We start from the raw sequence: 13,773 nt of genomic DNA, 5'->3' as shown, positions 1-13,773 counted from the left end.
CGCGCGAAGTCTGTCGGCGCGCGTTCAGGCCAGCCTGATCATCGAGTTCCGGCCCCGAATGCGTGAGCGGGTTTCTTTGCGCCCGAGGCCTCCAGCCCGCGCCGGACAAGCGCGACTATCGTGCGGCCGTCTCCGACCCGGCCAGCGTCGAGGCGTTCGAGGGTTACGGCATCAGAGCCTATTTGCGTGGCTTAGGTATCTGGGCGTTGGCTTCCGTGACCCTGGCCCGCAGGCCATACCTCAGGGCGGACCACTCCAGTGGGGGCGGATCAGGTCGGTTTCGGGAGCACGCATACCGTCTGAGCCCTGGCGCAGACTCGCACGCCTCACCCCATGCGTGAAGCCTCCCTTCGCGTCAGTGCACTCGGATGGGCGCCAAGCCGAATGTCCGGTTCTGCGCGCGATGGTGATCCGGCATGACGTAGTCTGGCCGAAAGCCGCCGGTCCGCTTCGGAGACGGTCAGCCGGAAAAGCAGATGGTTCTCTACCGACCGATGACAGTCGTTTGGCCCGCTGTTGCCGCTCCTCCGTAGCGGCCGTTCGTCAGCCGTCGGGCAATTTCGGCTTTGGCCGGGGAGTCGTCATCATTTCGCCATCGCCGCCCTGGCTGCCTGGATCTTCGCCTTGACCGCTTCCAGGTTGAAGCTCGCGCCCTTCTGCATCGGCGGGAACTCAATGGCCGTCATCGCAAGTTTCTCCACCTCCTGCTGGACGAAGGTGAAGCGCCAGAACTCGTAGAGAAACCAGTTCATGTAGTTCTGCGTGCCGATCTTCGTGCCGCTGTCAGGCCAGCCTGTACGCTCAAACGGATCGAGCCGTAGGTTCGTAATGTATGGAACATCCGGTTTGGTCTTGTCCCCAAGCCAACCTGCGGGTTGATCGATAAAACGATATTTATAATCTCCGATCCTTACCGCTCCGAGTTCGCTTTCGCCGAAATACCAGATCTCATTCCGCTTCGACGGCCCCTTGCCGGAGATCAGATCCATCTGGTTGTAACCGTCGAGATGTACCTTATAATTCTCGTCGCCGATCTTTTTGCCTCGTTTCAGTTCTTCACCAATGTCCGCGTTGCCGGCTGCGGCGACCAAGGTGGGGAACCAGTCGAGGCCGGAAATGACGCCGTTCTGGATTTGCCCGGCGGGCACTTTGCCGGGCCACCGGATCATCGCCGGCGCCCGGAAGCCACCCTCCATGACCGTGCCCTTCGACTGCGCGAACGGCGTTTGTCCGCCATCCGGCCAAGTAAAGACCTCGGTGCCGTTGTCGGTGGTAAAGACCACGATGGTGTTGTCGTCCACGCCCAGGTCGGCCAGCTTCTTCATCACCGCCCCGACGACGTCGTCGAGCTGCGCCATGCCGGCCTCATGGATGGTCCAGCCGTTCTTCGCGTTGCGCAGGGCCTGATATTGCGGTGACAGGTGGGTGGTGACGTGCATCCGGGTCGGATTGAGCCACACGAAGAAGGGCTTGCCGTCGGCCTTGGCCCGGTCGATGAAGCCGAGCGCCAAGTCGCGGATCTCGTCGTCCACCGTCTCCATCCGTTTGGGATAGAGGGGCCCGGCGTCCTCGATCCTCTGCTTGCCGACGACGCCCCAGCGCGGATCGTCGGCGGGATCCGCCACGTTCGTCGCCCAGGAGTGAATCATGTTGCGCGGGCCGACCTGACCCAGCAGCTCCTGCGGGTAGCCTGGGTGGGCCGGGTCTTCCATCGCGTCGAGATGGTAGAGGTAGCCAAAGAACTCGTCGAAGCCGTGCACCGTGGGCAGGAACTCGTTCTTGTCCCCTAGGTGGTTCTTGCCGAACTGCCCAGTCGCGTAGCCCATCCCCTTCAAAACCGTAGCGATGGTTACAGCTTCGGCGGGCAATCCAACGGAGGCGCCAGCTTGGCCAACCGTGGTCATGCCGGTGCGGATCGGCAGCTCGCCGGTGATGAAGGCCGCGCGCCCGGCCGTGCAGCTCGCCTCGGCGTAGTAGTCGGTAAACAGCATGCCCTCGGAGGCCAGCCGGTCGAGGTGCGGCGTCCGTCCCGCCATCATGCCACGATGATAGGCTCCGATGTTCCAGATGCCGATGTCATCGCCCATGATGACGATGATGTTCGGCTTCTGCCCCGTCGGCGTCGTGGGCTGCTGAGCGCGAGCGGTCTCTGCTCGATTCAATGTCAGTCCGGCGGCCGCCAGGAGCGAAGTGCCGGCCAGGAGCATGTTGCGACGACTGAGTGCGCTTTCCGGCGCGGAGCTCGTTTGAGCCGTTTGGTGCGCGTCATCGTGCGTCATGACTGACCCCTCTCTCTCAGGACACACCTGAAGCCGACGTGGCTCATGGAGGTATCGACGGGCTGCGCGTGCCGCGCCGCTGGCCGATAGCGGCGGCAGTAGTTCGGCGCGCACAGGTGGGAGCCGCCCTTCACGACCTTGCAGGGGATTGCGACCTGCGGATCGCGCGGGTCGACGCTGTCCTGCTCGCGCCCGCCTTGCGGGTTTCGAGGAATACAACAGGCCTTCGAGGCATCGACCGGATGCGTCGGTCCGTACCAATCGGCGGTCCACTCCCAAACATTGCCGATCATGTCGACCAGACCGTAGCCATTCGGGGGGAACGAGCCGACCGGTGTCGTGCGCTTGGAGGCGTCCGGGGCCGTGTTGAGGTGTGGGAAATCGCCTTGCCACGTGTTGGCCATCAAACGCCCAGCAGGCGTAAATTCTTCGCCCCAAGCGTACTCGGCACCATCGAGACCGCCGCGGGCCGCGAACTCCCATTCAGCCTCGGTCGGAAGAGCTTTGCCCACCCACGCAGCGTAAGCCTCGGCGTCGCGTAGCGCGACGTGCACGACAGGATGATCGTCGAGGCCTTTGATCGAACTGCCGAGACCGTAGGGATGCCGCCAGTTCGCGCCCTGCAGAAAAGTCCACCATCGAGTCCAGTCGCGCCTGTCGCCGGGCTCTCGCGGCGGATAGAAGGTGAGTGAGCCAGCGTAGAGCATGCCCGGCTGCGCTCCTGGATAGTCCTTCGGCTCCGGAAGGCTTTCCGCTACCGTTCGATAGCCGGTCGCGCGAACGAACGCCTTGAAGTGCCCATTGGTGACGGGTGCCTCGTCGATCCAGAACCCGTCTACACTGACGCGGTGTGCCGGCGCTTCTTCAGGATAATGGCCATCCGACCCCATACAGAACGTTCCATTGGAAATCCACTCCATCCCACGCGTCTTCCGAGATAGCTCGGGACTGAGCCGCTCAAACGCAAAAGAAGGAGCGTCCGACATCTCTCATTCCTAGCTTTAATCGACTGTATTCCTTTTTATTGCATAACTAGCACGGCGACTAACACGCCAACGCTGAATGACCTTATGATAATATTACATCTGAAGACAGGTTAGTAATGCAACGTAACTTGGCGGACCACCGATACTTACTTCCTGAACGCAGGCGCTGCGACGGTTCGCTTTGAAGCCCGGCCATTGCTGTTCAAGCTGTGTTCGAGCCAGAGTCTCGTCATGTATGCAGCCCTTATCGGTAGTTTGGCCGCTCTGACCGAGTGAAGGTGCCTCGCCGCAGATTGCCTTGATGTTGAAGCGCGGCACCTCCTCGGCTTTAACGGACGATGCAACGATCAATAGCAAGATCGGCGGGATCGATGACTTAAACATCTTTCGTCTCCTATAGGGACTGTGCTGCTGAAAGCGTTTTATACATCGGTTGGACAATCAGACCGCTTTGGCGCCCGTGGCCACCATCGCGCACGCCAAAACCGCGCCTGAAGTCCTCAAACGTTGCAGCTGCCGGGCGAACCCTGCCGGAGCGAATGCTACCATGAAGAAGATGCAGCCTCCTGCCTGATCAAAGTGGACAGACGCGGCTTATTCAGCGCGCCACCGTAGAATAGCCTCGAATAGTATCACGAATCCAATTCGCTAAGCCTTATACTAACTTCTGTGACCTTCTTTTTTAATCGCGCTATTGCTATATAACGTACCGCATTTACCGTATGATCCGATTTTCGTAACGGTATGTGTCTCAAATTTACATCAGTTACAAGTATATAAACGCATTCGTGGCGAACCGGCCCTTGATAGAAAATAAACACTATGCCAATTTTGCTTCGAAATCAAGTGACTCTGAGCTTCGTATATTGGGGTCTGACGCGATGCGAAACGTCGGAGCGGTGGGCCAATGTGCTGCGGCAGCTTTGTTGGGCGCCCTGTCCTTTGCCGCAACCGAGCACGTCCAAGCGGCTGAATATGCGCAAGGCATCTACGTGCTCGGCAATCGCGGCCCGCTCGCCGGGGTGATACCCCCGCCCGGCTTCTATTTCGAGAGTGAAACCTACTTCTATCAAGGCTATCTTGGCGGTAACCGTGTATTCCAGGGCGGTGGTGTCGTGGCCGCGAACGTCAAGATTGATTTTAGTGCTAATTTTGCATCGCCGATTTGGGTCACGCCGATCGAGATCCTGGGCGGCAATCTCGGCTTCTCTGTCACCATTCCGTTCGGCACGCCCGACGTCGCCGCCGCAGCGGTGCTGTCCTCGCCCCGGATCGATCGCATCGTCGCCGGTCGCGAGCACGATGCCATCTTCAACGTCGGCGACATCTATCTGGCCTCTTTCGTGGGCTGGCATTCCGGCAATTTCCATTGGACTGCGACGGTGCTCGGCGTCGTGCCCTCCGGTTCATTCGAGAATGGCCAGTTGTCCAACATCGCGCTGAATCGCCCGGCCCTCGATCTCAGCGGCGCGCTCACCTATCTCGACCCGGCGCTGGGCTACGAACTCTCCGTCGTGCCCGGCATCACGGTCAACTGGATCAACCCTGCAACACACTACCTCACCGGTACCGAGTTCCACGTCGAGTGGTCGGCATCGAAGTACCTGAGCAAGGACTTGTCGGTTGGCCTCGTTGGCTATTTCTACGATCAGCTTACGGGGGACAGTGGATCGGGCGATAAAGTCGGCTCCTTTAAGGGCCGTGTCGTGTCCTTGGGCGGCCAGATCGGCTACACCTTTCACGCTGGCGAGATTCCGATCTCGACGAACGTCAGGGTTTACCGCGAGTTCGACGTCAAGAACCGCTTCCAAGGCACAGCGACATACCTGACCCTCTCGGCACCGCTCTGGGTTGCGCCACCGAAGTCCACGCCCGAGCCAAAGGCGATCGTCACCAAGTTCTGACGCCCGTCACCTGACCCGGACGGATTCCGTCAGGCATCCTAAGGCATGGCGCTGGAGCTTCGGTTGACTGGCGGCGGCGCCCAGGAACCACTCAGAAGGGCGTCCTGCGGCCAGTAGGTGCGCAGCATCAGGATGAAAGGGCCGGCCGGGGCCGGAAGCCAGTTCGACTCGCGCTCCGCTCCGGGGCTCCCGTGCTGGATCAGAAGATCAATCGAGCCGTCCGGGTTGGCCTTGAGGTCGTCGCGCGGGCTCACCGTGTAGCGGTTGAGCGGGTTCTCGACGAAGAAGTAGTCCGCATCATACATCGTCAGCGACCAGAAACCGTCGACAGGCGGAAGCTCGCCGGCCGGGAACCGCATCACGTACTTCGAGGCGCCGGACAGGCGCCGGCCCGCAGCATCAACGGTGGTCAGCGGATAGACGGCATCCTGCGGCAGATTGCAGCCGAGCCCCACCGCCGTGACGAGCGCGCGCTGCAGGTAGTCCTTGCCGTAATCGCCGCCATTGGTGGTGAAGGTCCAGCCGTTCACGTCCGCGCCCGCCGTTTTGAGGTGGCCCATGATGCGCGTGATGGCCTCCCTCGGCGCACGCTCAATCGCCTCCTGGATCGCCAGCGACTGATTTGCCGGATTGAAGGGCTGGCCAGGAACGACGCCGAGCGAGGCCATCTTGGCCACCGGAACTCCATCGGCGAGCGCCGGTGGATTGTTTTTCATCAGGGCAGCAAGCAGTTTGAAGTAGGTCGTCGCATCCATGCGGTTGACCTGCTCGCGCACGGCCGTCTTCGTGTCGACGCTCGGATCGACCCGGGTCGGAGGCGGCGTGTACGGCTTGCCGGCCGCGCTCGCCGGGACGAGCCGGTACTGGTCCTGAAGCGCGTGCACGGCCCTGTAGTCTTCAGGTGTGCCGGTGCAGTAGGTCCGGCCGAGGATCCAGACCAGGTTGGTCGGCGCCTGGATCAGCTTGGCGCCGGACGGCACGCTGCCGCTCCAGCCGGGTCCGACGATGAAGTAGATCTGCGGCCCGGTCCCCGTCGTGCGCTTGCCTGGGACGGCGAAGACGTTCGTCCAGGCGCTCAGCATCGGCATGAGGTAGTAACGGCCGTCCTCCTCCGGGAGGCTGAGAATGTGCGGCTCAGCTCCGACATCGATGAAGGCGCTGGAGTAGAGCGTGTCGGCGTTGGGTGCGGTGACGGCACGGAACTTCGCATCTGGATATTCGCGTAGATTAGCAAACTGGCCCATCGGGGCGTTCTTGCCCTCGGGCACGGCGACGTTAGTGAGCACGCGCCGCGTCATCTCCATGGTGACGAGCGGGTAGCCGTAGATGTAGGCGTCCGTAGCCAATGTCAGCGGATCGGCCGCCACCGTGTTGCTGATGATCGGCGCATCCTGGGCCGTACTTTGCGCCCACGCCGACGGCCGGCTCATGCCAATGAAAGGGATCGTGGCGGCTCCCGCTGCGAAGATCCGTCTGCTGACATCCATGCCTGCCTCCTGGAACTGGCCTGCTCAGCCGGACCGCCATGGGGCGCCCGCGCAAGTTATCAGGCCTCCAGCATGGTACTTGACCAGACAGCGGCGTGGAGGATCACCGCTCCGCAGACTGTGGGCTACCAGCGGCGGACGCCACGCCGGTAGACGACCGCACGCTGGCCATAGAAACCTCGCCGCACGAAGGCCGCACGTCGGCCATTGAAGCCTCGCCGTACGGTGACTCTCCCCAAGGTCCGACGCAGCCGGCCCGGTAAAAGCCGCGGGCGCAGACGAATGCGCTCGCCGGACTTGCGGATAAGGTAACGAGGCCAGCGAGGATGCTGAGCAGGATAAAGGTATGACGTAGGGCCGTGACGTGTCTCATGGCATGCTACCGTCATGATCGAATTCGATCCGGAACAGCAGCTAACACCTCATACTTCAATACCGGCTCGCAAAATCGTTGTGGCGCAACAAATTCCGCCACGATTCGAGCTCAGATATGCGCGATCAAGACAATCCTACGAACGTCGAGATACGAATGTGGCGATTCGAATCCTGCGCGCTGGTTTACGGTAGGCGCAGTGACTTAAGCTGTCAATTGTGATACTGCCGGGATCAATATGAACGCTTACTTACCCCGGATGGCATTCCAGAACTTTTTAAGCTTAGCAATATAGCACATTGTTAGGAGAGGCTGGCGAAGCGGCTCCAGGCCGGAGCAATGAGAGGAACGGCGTGAAGGAGGTGGCTTGAAGCCAGGACTGAGCCCGAGCGCCGAGTAGGTGGTGCCAATGCGTAGCCGGATTGGGGTGTGCGCGGGTGACCACGAGCACTTGGCGCGAATACACAAAGCTGCACTGGCGGGATGACGAGCATTGTGAGACCGAAACGGCGGGAGGGCTGCGATTATGTCGAACGCCACACCCATCGATCTTCAGCATGAGCTGAAAAGTCCGGTACCCCCCACAACCCGCAAGCCGCGCCACAGACGACGGGGTCGCCTCCTCGTTGGCGTCGGAGTGCTGCTCCTGCTCGCCGCCGGGTTCGCGCTCGCCCACTTTTGGTCGCCGCATGCCAATCTCCGGGTGACCACGGGTCCGGAGGGCGGAGCTCTTCAGCGGTTCATGGCAGCTTTCGTCTCCGTGTCCGCGATCCAGCATCCCCGCGTTCACCTGGAACTTTTGCAGGTTCCTGACCTCACTGCGGGTGCCAAGGCCCTGGAAGACGGCCGGACGGATCTGGCCATCGTGCGTAGCGATGCGGCCGCGCCGTCGAACGCCCAGACCATTGTAATCCTGCGCCGGGATGTGGTGGCCCTCGTCCTGCCGCCCCACAGCAAGATCAGCTCCGTGGCAGGCTTGGCAGGCAAGACGGTCGGGATCGTGGCTGGTCCGGTCCAGGTGAACAATGCCCAGGCTCTCGACACGCTTCTGAGCTTCTTCAACGTCCCAGCAAAGGACGTGCATCGGATTTTCCTACCCGTGGCGGAGCTCGGGCAGGCCGTGCAGGAGAAGAAGATCGAGGCGGTGCTCGCTGTCGGTCCTATGGCGCCGGGTGAGGTTGTGGACGTTGTGGCCGCCCTCGCGCGCGCGACAAAGGGGACGCCAGGGATCCTGGCGATCGACGATGCGGAGGCCATTGGCAAACGCTTCCCCGGCTTTGAGTCGATCGACGTTCCCGTTGGCGCGTTTCGAGCCCGACCAGCCACGCCGAGCGACACCGTCACAACCCTCGCCGTCACCTATCGCTTCGCCGCTTCGGAGCTGATGACCAACGTCGTGGCGGCTGCCATCGCGCGTTCAATCCTGACCACGAAAACCAAGCTCATGGCGGCAACACCGCTGGCCAACCAGATCGAAGCCCCTGATCCTGACGACAAAAGCCCCATCCTGCCGGTTCACCCCGGCGTGGCGGCCTACCTGAGCGGCGGGGACCAGAGCTTCCTCGATCAGTTCCAGCAGTATTTCTACGTGATCGGTATCGGCACCAGCATCATGGGATCGGTGTTCGCGCTAATTTCGAGCTACTGGAGCCGGCGGCGATGCGACGATGATTGGCGGCCGATCAGGAGGCTCGTCGAGATCGCGGATGAGGCGCCCGGCGCGGAGCGGCTCGCATTGGAAGCCCTTGAGCGTGAAACCCAGACGATCGCCTCGTCCGTGCTTGGCAGACAGCCTGGGGTTGTTGGGGCCGAGCGGCTGTCGGCGTTCTCGACCGCGCTTTCACATGCGAGGCACGCCCTTGATAGCCGGAAGGCGACTCTGGGTCCGCAGACAGGGCCGAGCACTGGGCCAAAGCCTACGCCGACGCTAGTCGCAGTCCAGTGAGAGAGCGGCCAGACCGATACAGCAGGTGCTTGCCGATTCCTGGTCTCTCTGGAGGCGCAGGGCCCCAGTGGATTTGCGTTTCCGCGCGAACAGCCATGGCAAGCGACTGAGGTCTTCATGTCGGCTTCGGGGATCTTGCCCTGTTACTCCGAATGACCGAAATGGGCCGACGCTGTGTCAAAACGCGGAGGCGGTAGAAGGCCCTTCTCTCGAACTCCCTGGCCGATGTCGAAGAGAGCACCCCACTGGCCTCGGGGCCGCCATTTGGAGGGCGGGAATTTCTCGTGCAGAGAAGATTGTTCTGCAATTTCGGAACGCGCCTGCGTTTTTACACACCCTCGACCCAACACAGTCGTTCACACGCAGCCGTGTGGCTCCCGGAAGCGGACGTATATTCCATCGCTATTCTGGCAGTGACGCGCCCAACTCGGACACATGGGTCATGTGCGGCTCTTCCCTAAAGCGGACGTGCCATCGTTGGCGGGAAACGCTTTGACCACATCATCGATGAGGGCGCGCAGCTTAGGGGGCTGAGGTCGACGAGCCAAGAACATCAGGAACATCGATCGGCTAGGCGCCTGATAGTCCGTGAGTACAGGCACGAGAAATCCTCGCTCAATAGCATCCCGCAGAACAGCCTCCGGCTGTAGGATGATGCCGTGGCCGGCTGCCGCCGCAGCGGACAGCACCCGGCCATCATTCACTTGGAAGCGGCTTCGGATCCTGACCGTGTGATCCGCGCCGTTCTTTGTGAACCGCCAGACCGCGTAGGGCAGGCCCGAAGCATTGACGAAGCCGAGGCAGGCGTGATCGGTGAGGTTTTCCGGTGTCTCGGGCGCTCCATGCTCGGCGAGATAGGCGGGCGACGCGCAGACGACCTGCCGATGGGAGACGAGTTCACGCGCAACTAGGGATGTCTCCGCGATCGGGCCGAGCCGGACCACTGCGTCGTAGCCTTCGTCTACCAGGTCGACGTAGCGATCCGTCAGGACCAACTCGATCTCAATTCCGTCGTAGCGCGCCATGAAGTCGATCAGCACGGACGCGAGGCGGCTCGCGCCGAAGCCTACGGGGGCACTGATGCGTAGGCGGCCGCGTGGCGTGGCGCTGATATCCTCAATCACCGCTTCCGCCGCCTCGACCTCGGCCAGCACGCGACGACAACGCTCGTAGTAGAGCCGTCCAGCGTCGGTGAGGCTCTGGCGCCGGGTGGACCGGTGCATCAGCGGCGTACCGAGCCGGTCCTCCAAGGCCCTGACGTGCTTGCCGGCCATCTGCGATGACATCCCGAGGGCTGTCGCCGCTGCCGTCAGCGATCCCAGGTCAGTCGCCCTCACGAATACGGCCATGCTTGTCAGGCGGTCGGTCATTCGAAACTCGGTGTTTCGACTGATGGAAACGCATACGGCTTAATGATGGGGCTGATTGCGACTACGTCCAGCGCAGGGAGGCAGCGAAGGCGCATGGACAGGAAATCGAAGCGATGGCTGCGGAACTCAGGGCCGGCATCATCGGCGTCAACACCTCAGGTGGCTGGGCGGCCGAGGCCCACGTCCCCGCCGTGCAGGCTGTGGACGGGCTCCGTCTGACGGCAATCGCGGCGGGCTCAAAAGCCGCCGCCGACGCCGCCGCGCAAGCCTTCGGCGTGGAGAAGGCGTATGGAGACGGCCTCGCCTTGATCGCCGATCCCGACATCGACGTGGTGACGGTGGCGACGCGCGTGCCGGGCCACCGGGATTTGCTGCTGGCCGCTCTGGCCGCCGGCAAGCATGTCTACAGCGAGTGGCCGCTCGGGGCGGGCACGCGACAAGCCCGCGAGATCGCCGACGCAGCCCGGTCAGCTGGGGTCAGGCACGCCATAGGCTTGCAGTTGCGCGAGAGCCCCGCCGTGCGGATGGCGCGGGACATCCTGGGCTCGGGCGCACTGGGCCGAGTTCTGAGCGTCAGCGTGTCGTCGACCACCGCCGGCTTCGGGCCGGACGTTCCGTCTCAGTTCGCCTATCTGGAGGATCCGGCCACCTTCGCCAACATGGTGACGATCCAGGGCGCGCACACCGTCGACCTGCTCATCGCCCTGGCCGGCCCCCTGGAGTTGATGACCGCACTCGGCTCGCGCCAGTTTCCGCTGATCCACGTCGGGGAGCCACGCCAGCCACGCGAGCGCATCACCTTCGACCACCTACTCATGCAGGGCCGTCACGTTACGGGCGCGCCGTTCGGGTTGGAAGTCGCGGGCGGACGGACGGGCGCGACGCCGTTCCATCTCGATCTCGTAGGCGAGAAGGGGCGCCTGCGCCTCGATGGCGGCGCGACGCGCGGCGTTCAGTCGGGTCGGATCGGATTGATCCGGAACGGCGAACGGCAAGCCGTCGACGAGGGGCCGTTCGCGGTACTGTCGGATGCCGCAATCAATGTCGCGGGCGTCTACGCTGCCTTGCGAGACGACATCGGACACGGCACTTCGAACGTCACGGACTTCGAGCATGCCGTGCGTCTCACTCGGTTGATCGAGGACGTCTTCACGGCGCCACGGGTCGATACCCGCTCGACTGGTGATACGTGGCCCATGCATTGAGTCCCGCAGGGAGGACGTCCCATTATCAATGGCTCGGATGGTAGCGGCACGGGGCCGATGTCCGCTCTCTCTATCTAACTCAGTGGCGTTGGACATGGTCGCAGCCACTCGGCTCGCAGCCCATGCCGTTTTCGGTCAAAGGCGACCGTGCCAAATGCGTCGGGGGCTTTCCCGAAGCGATAGTCCGTCAGTCGTCCAGCGAGTGCGGCTCTGGTCGAGAAGGCCATCCGACTTCACGACCAGGTTGGGTCATCCGGCCGACGCCACATAGGGCGAATAGGAGTGGCGGCGAGCGCCGCGGCACCGGATAGAAGAGGACCACGGGGATGAAGAAGGTCAACCTGGCGGACGCATTTTTGAAATTCTCGGACCACTGGAACCCCAAGGTGGCCGGCGATGTAGGCTACTTACAGGTCAAACTCGCCAAGTTCAAAGGTGCATTCCACTGGCATCATCATGATCGAGAAGATGAACTATTCTTCGTCGTAAAAGGTCGTCTTCGTATGGGCTTCCGTGATCGGCCAGCGGTGGAGCTCGACCCCGGCGAGTTCATCATCGTGCCCCACGGCGTGGAGCATCTGCCCGAGGCGCTCGGTGACGAGTGCCACGTCATACTGCTGGAGCCCAACACCACGCTCAATACGGGCAACGTGGAGAACGCTCAGACAGTCCGCGAACTGGCGCGCGTTACGTGATGCGATGAGCCGTGTGAGGGCTGCGCTCACGGCTTCGTCCGAGTGTTGTCGTGCTCGTGGTTGGCTGCCTCGATCGCCGCACCGTTGTGGAGGGCCCAAGCGCAGAGCGCCTCGAAGGGCTGGCGCAGCGAATGGCCAAGCGGGGTGATCGCATACTCGACGCCGATCGGTGCGGTCGGCAGCACCGTCCGGGTCACTAAGCCGTTGCGCTCCAGCCGCTTCAGCGCGTCCGCCAGCGCCTTGTGCGTGATGCCATCGAGCCGCCGTTTGATCGCGTTGAACCGCGCCGGCCGCGGGCACAGCACCGTGAGGATCAGGATCGTCCACTTGTCGGCGATCTTGTCCAACACCGGGCGGACCCGCGCCATGTTGGCGAGCGCGCACGCGGACGCTGCATCGGTATCATCGGCCATATCTAGGCTAACCTAAGTGCGTTCTTGATAGCAGATATAAGACGTGTACCTCGTGAGATGTTGCAGATGAAGGAAGCCGCGATGGCTAGGATGATGGACAAGGTTGCGCTCGTCGTCGGCGGAGCGAAGGGCATCGGCCTTGCGGTCGCCGAGCGGCTGGCGATCGAGGGCGCGTCGGTCGTCCTCACCGGACGTCGCGCCGAAGAGGTCGAGGCAGCCGCTGCGAGGATCGGCCGCGGGGCGCGGGGTCTCGTCGCAGACGCAGCCCTCCAAGAAGATTTGTACCGCGTCGTGGCGACAGTGCGGGAGACGCATGGCCGGATCGATGCATTGGTCCTCAACGCGGGCATCTCGGAACCCGCGACCCTGCGGGACGGGACGCACGAGCATTTCGACCGGCACTTCGCAGTCAACGTCCGTGGGGCTGTCTTCGGGTTGCAGGCGGCTCTTGGCGCGATGGGGCGAGGCGGGTCCGTCGTGCTGATGGGGTCGATCGCTGACGCTGCAGGCTTCACGCCCTACGGTACCTACGCTGCCACGAAGGCGGCGCTGCGTTCCTACGCGCGCACGTGGACAGCGGAACTCGCTCCGCAGGGCATCCGCGTGAACGTGGTGGCCCCTGGCCCGACCGACACCGCCATGATGGCGAGCGTGCCGGAGGAAGGTCGAGCCGCGCTAATCGCGCCGATCCCGCTCGGCCGCATGGCGCGTCCGGAAGAGGTGGCGGCGGCCACGCTGTTCCTGCTGAGTGACGAAGCGAGCTTCGTCGCGGGGGCCGAGTTGTGCGTCGATGGCGGAATGCGCCAAATCTAGTCTCGCTACATTTGTTGTAGCATGTCCGCTTCGGCTGGCTTGCATCCCCGAAGCGGACCGGCGGAAATCCACCCAACCCAGTCGTAGGCCATCGTCAGCCGAGTTGCCTGGAAGCGGACGTGTCCAGCTTCGGCAAAGGTTGGAAGGCGGACCCCGGCACAGTGTCGGGAAGCGGGCGTCTCGTTGCCCATCCCGACCTCGGCGATCGTCAAGCCGGCGCGTCTATCTGCGCTAAGGATTGGCTTCGACTGCAAGGGGCCATACGGCAGCCGGATCGAGCGCATTCGCATCAATGCCGACCCC

11 protein-coding genes are annotated in these 13,773 nt (G+C 62.8%); 5 read left to right on the top strand and 6 right to left on the bottom strand.

Features of this window, described 5'->3' with window-relative positions:
• Positions 1–584: 584 nt before the first annotated feature.
• The 3 genes from MKL01_RS10470 to MKL01_RS10460 all read right to left on the bottom strand — a co-directional run bounded on the left by MKL01_RS10470 (position 585) and on the right by MKL01_RS10460 (position 3,649).
• Positions 585–2,279 (bottom strand): arylsulfatase, encoded by a 1,695-nt coding sequence (locus tag MKL01_RS10470; protein WP_243905153.1) that lies wholly within the window; start codon positions 2,277–2,279, stop codon positions 585–587.
• Positions 2,276–3,199, bottom strand: coding sequence for a formylglycine-generating enzyme family protein (locus MKL01_RS10465; RefSeq protein WP_409566243.1), 924 nt, complete (start codon positions 3,197–3,199; stop codon positions 2,276–2,278). Before MKL01_RS10465 ends, MKL01_RS10470 begins: the two co-directional genes overlap by 4 nt.
• Positions 3,200–3,358: 159 nt before the next feature.
• Positions 3,359–3,649, bottom strand: a complete 291-nt coding sequence (locus tag MKL01_RS10460; protein ID WP_243905151.1) for a hypothetical protein — start codon at positions 3,647–3,649, stop codon at positions 3,359–3,361.
• A gap of 497 nt (positions 3,650–4,146) precedes the next feature.
• Between MKL01_RS10460 and MKL01_RS10455 the strand changes: the two genes are divergently transcribed.
• Positions 4,147–5,169 carry a transporter gene (locus MKL01_RS10455; protein WP_409566237.1) on the top strand — a complete coding sequence of 341 codons (1,023 nt, stop codon included), beginning with the start codon at positions 4,147–4,149 and terminating at the stop codon, positions 5,167–5,169.
• 38 nt (positions 5,170–5,207) lie between these two features.
• Here the strand turns inward: MKL01_RS10455 and MKL01_RS10450 are convergent, their stop codons facing one another.
• Positions 5,208–6,656, bottom strand: coding sequence for a DUF1254 domain-containing protein (locus MKL01_RS10450; RefSeq protein ID WP_243905149.1), 1,449 nt, complete (start codon positions 6,654–6,656; stop codon positions 5,208–5,210).
• Between the two features lie 899 nt (positions 6,657–7,555).
• Here MKL01_RS10450 and MKL01_RS10445 point away from each other — a divergent pair.
• Positions 7,556–8,974, top strand: coding sequence for a TAXI family TRAP transporter solute-binding subunit (locus MKL01_RS10445; RefSeq protein ID WP_243905148.1), 1,419 nt, complete (start codon positions 7,556–7,558; stop codon positions 8,972–8,974).
• Between the two features lie 440 nt (positions 8,975–9,414).
• Here MKL01_RS10445 and MKL01_RS10440 read toward each other — a convergent pair whose 3' ends face one another.
• Positions 9,415–10,344 carry a LysR family transcriptional regulator gene (locus MKL01_RS10440; protein ID WP_243905147.1) on the bottom strand — a complete coding sequence of 310 codons (930 nt, stop codon included), beginning with the start codon at positions 10,342–10,344 and terminating at the stop codon, positions 9,415–9,417.
• 113 nt (positions 10,345–10,457) lie between these two features.
• On the opposite strand from MKL01_RS10440, the gene MKL01_RS10435 reads away from it, so the two are divergent.
• Both MKL01_RS10435 and MKL01_RS10430 read left to right on the top strand, forming a co-directional pair.
• Positions 10,458–11,549, top strand: coding sequence for a Gfo/Idh/MocA family protein (locus MKL01_RS10435; RefSeq protein WP_243905146.1), 1,092 nt, complete (start codon positions 10,458–10,460; stop codon positions 11,547–11,549).
• Positions 11,550–11,875: 326 nt separating this feature from the next.
• Complete coding sequence (locus tag MKL01_RS10430; RefSeq protein ID WP_243905145.1) at positions 11,876–12,244, top strand: cupin domain-containing protein; 369 nt, start codon at positions 11,876–11,878, stop codon at positions 12,242–12,244.
• Between the two features lie 26 nt (positions 12,245–12,270).
• Here the strand turns inward: MKL01_RS10430 and MKL01_RS10425 are convergent, their stop codons facing one another.
• Positions 12,271–12,657 carry a winged helix-turn-helix transcriptional regulator gene (locus MKL01_RS10425; RefSeq protein WP_243905144.1) on the bottom strand — a complete coding sequence of 129 codons (387 nt, stop codon included), beginning with the start codon at positions 12,655–12,657 and terminating at the stop codon, positions 12,271–12,273.
• An 81-nt stretch (positions 12,658–12,738) separates the two neighbouring features.
• On the opposite strand from MKL01_RS10425, the gene MKL01_RS10420 reads away from it, so the two are divergent.
• Positions 12,739–13,470 (top strand): SDR family NAD(P)-dependent oxidoreductase, encoded by a 732-nt coding sequence (locus MKL01_RS10420; protein WP_243905475.1) that lies wholly within the window; start codon positions 12,739–12,741, stop codon positions 13,468–13,470.
• The last annotated feature ends 303 nt before the right edge of the window (positions 13,471–13,773 follow it).

This window comes from Methylobacterium sp. J-070, assembly GCF_022829385.1.
In the GTDB taxonomy this organism is placed as follows: Bacteria; Pseudomonadota; Alphaproteobacteria; order Rhizobiales; family Beijerinckiaceae; genus Methylobacterium.
Note: the sequence above shows the minus strand (reverse complement) of the source record. Positions and strands in the feature narration are given on the sequence as shown.

Coding starts and splice junctions, on each gene's coding strand:
- MKL01_RS10470 (WP_243905153.1), bottom strand. CDS start 2,279: ATGACGCACGATGACGCGCACCAAACGGCTCAAACGAGCTCCGCGCCG.
- MKL01_RS10465 (WP_409566243.1), bottom strand. CDS start 3,199: ATGGAGTGGATTTCCAATGGAACGTTCTGTATGGGGTCGGATGGCCAT.
- MKL01_RS10460 (WP_243905151.1), bottom strand. CDS start 3,649: ATGTTTAAGTCATCGATCCCGCCGATCTTGCTATTGATCGTTGCATCG.
- MKL01_RS10455 (WP_409566237.1), top strand. CDS start 4,147: ATGCGAAACGTCGGAGCGGTGGGCCAATGTGCTGCGGCAGCTTTGTTG.
- MKL01_RS10450 (WP_243905149.1), bottom strand. CDS start 6,656: ATGGATGTCAGCAGACGGATCTTCGCAGCGGGAGCCGCCACGATCCCT.
- MKL01_RS10445 (WP_243905148.1), top strand. CDS start 7,556: ATGTCGAACGCCACACCCATCGATCTTCAGCATGAGCTGAAAAGTCCG.
- MKL01_RS10440 (WP_243905147.1), bottom strand. CDS start 10,344: ATGACCGACCGCCTGACAAGCATGGCCGTATTCGTGAGGGCGACTGAC.
- MKL01_RS10435 (WP_243905146.1), top strand. CDS start 10,458: ATGGCTGCGGAACTCAGGGCCGGCATCATCGGCGTCAACACCTCAGGT.
- MKL01_RS10430 (WP_243905145.1), top strand. CDS start 11,876: ATGAAGAAGGTCAACCTGGCGGACGCATTTTTGAAATTCTCGGACCAC.
- MKL01_RS10425 (WP_243905144.1), bottom strand. CDS start 12,657: ATGGCCGATGATACCGATGCAGCGTCCGCGTGCGCGCTCGCCAACATG.
- MKL01_RS10420 (WP_243905475.1), top strand. CDS start 12,739: ATGGCTAGGATGATGGACAAGGTTGCGCTCGTCGTCGGCGGAGCGAAG.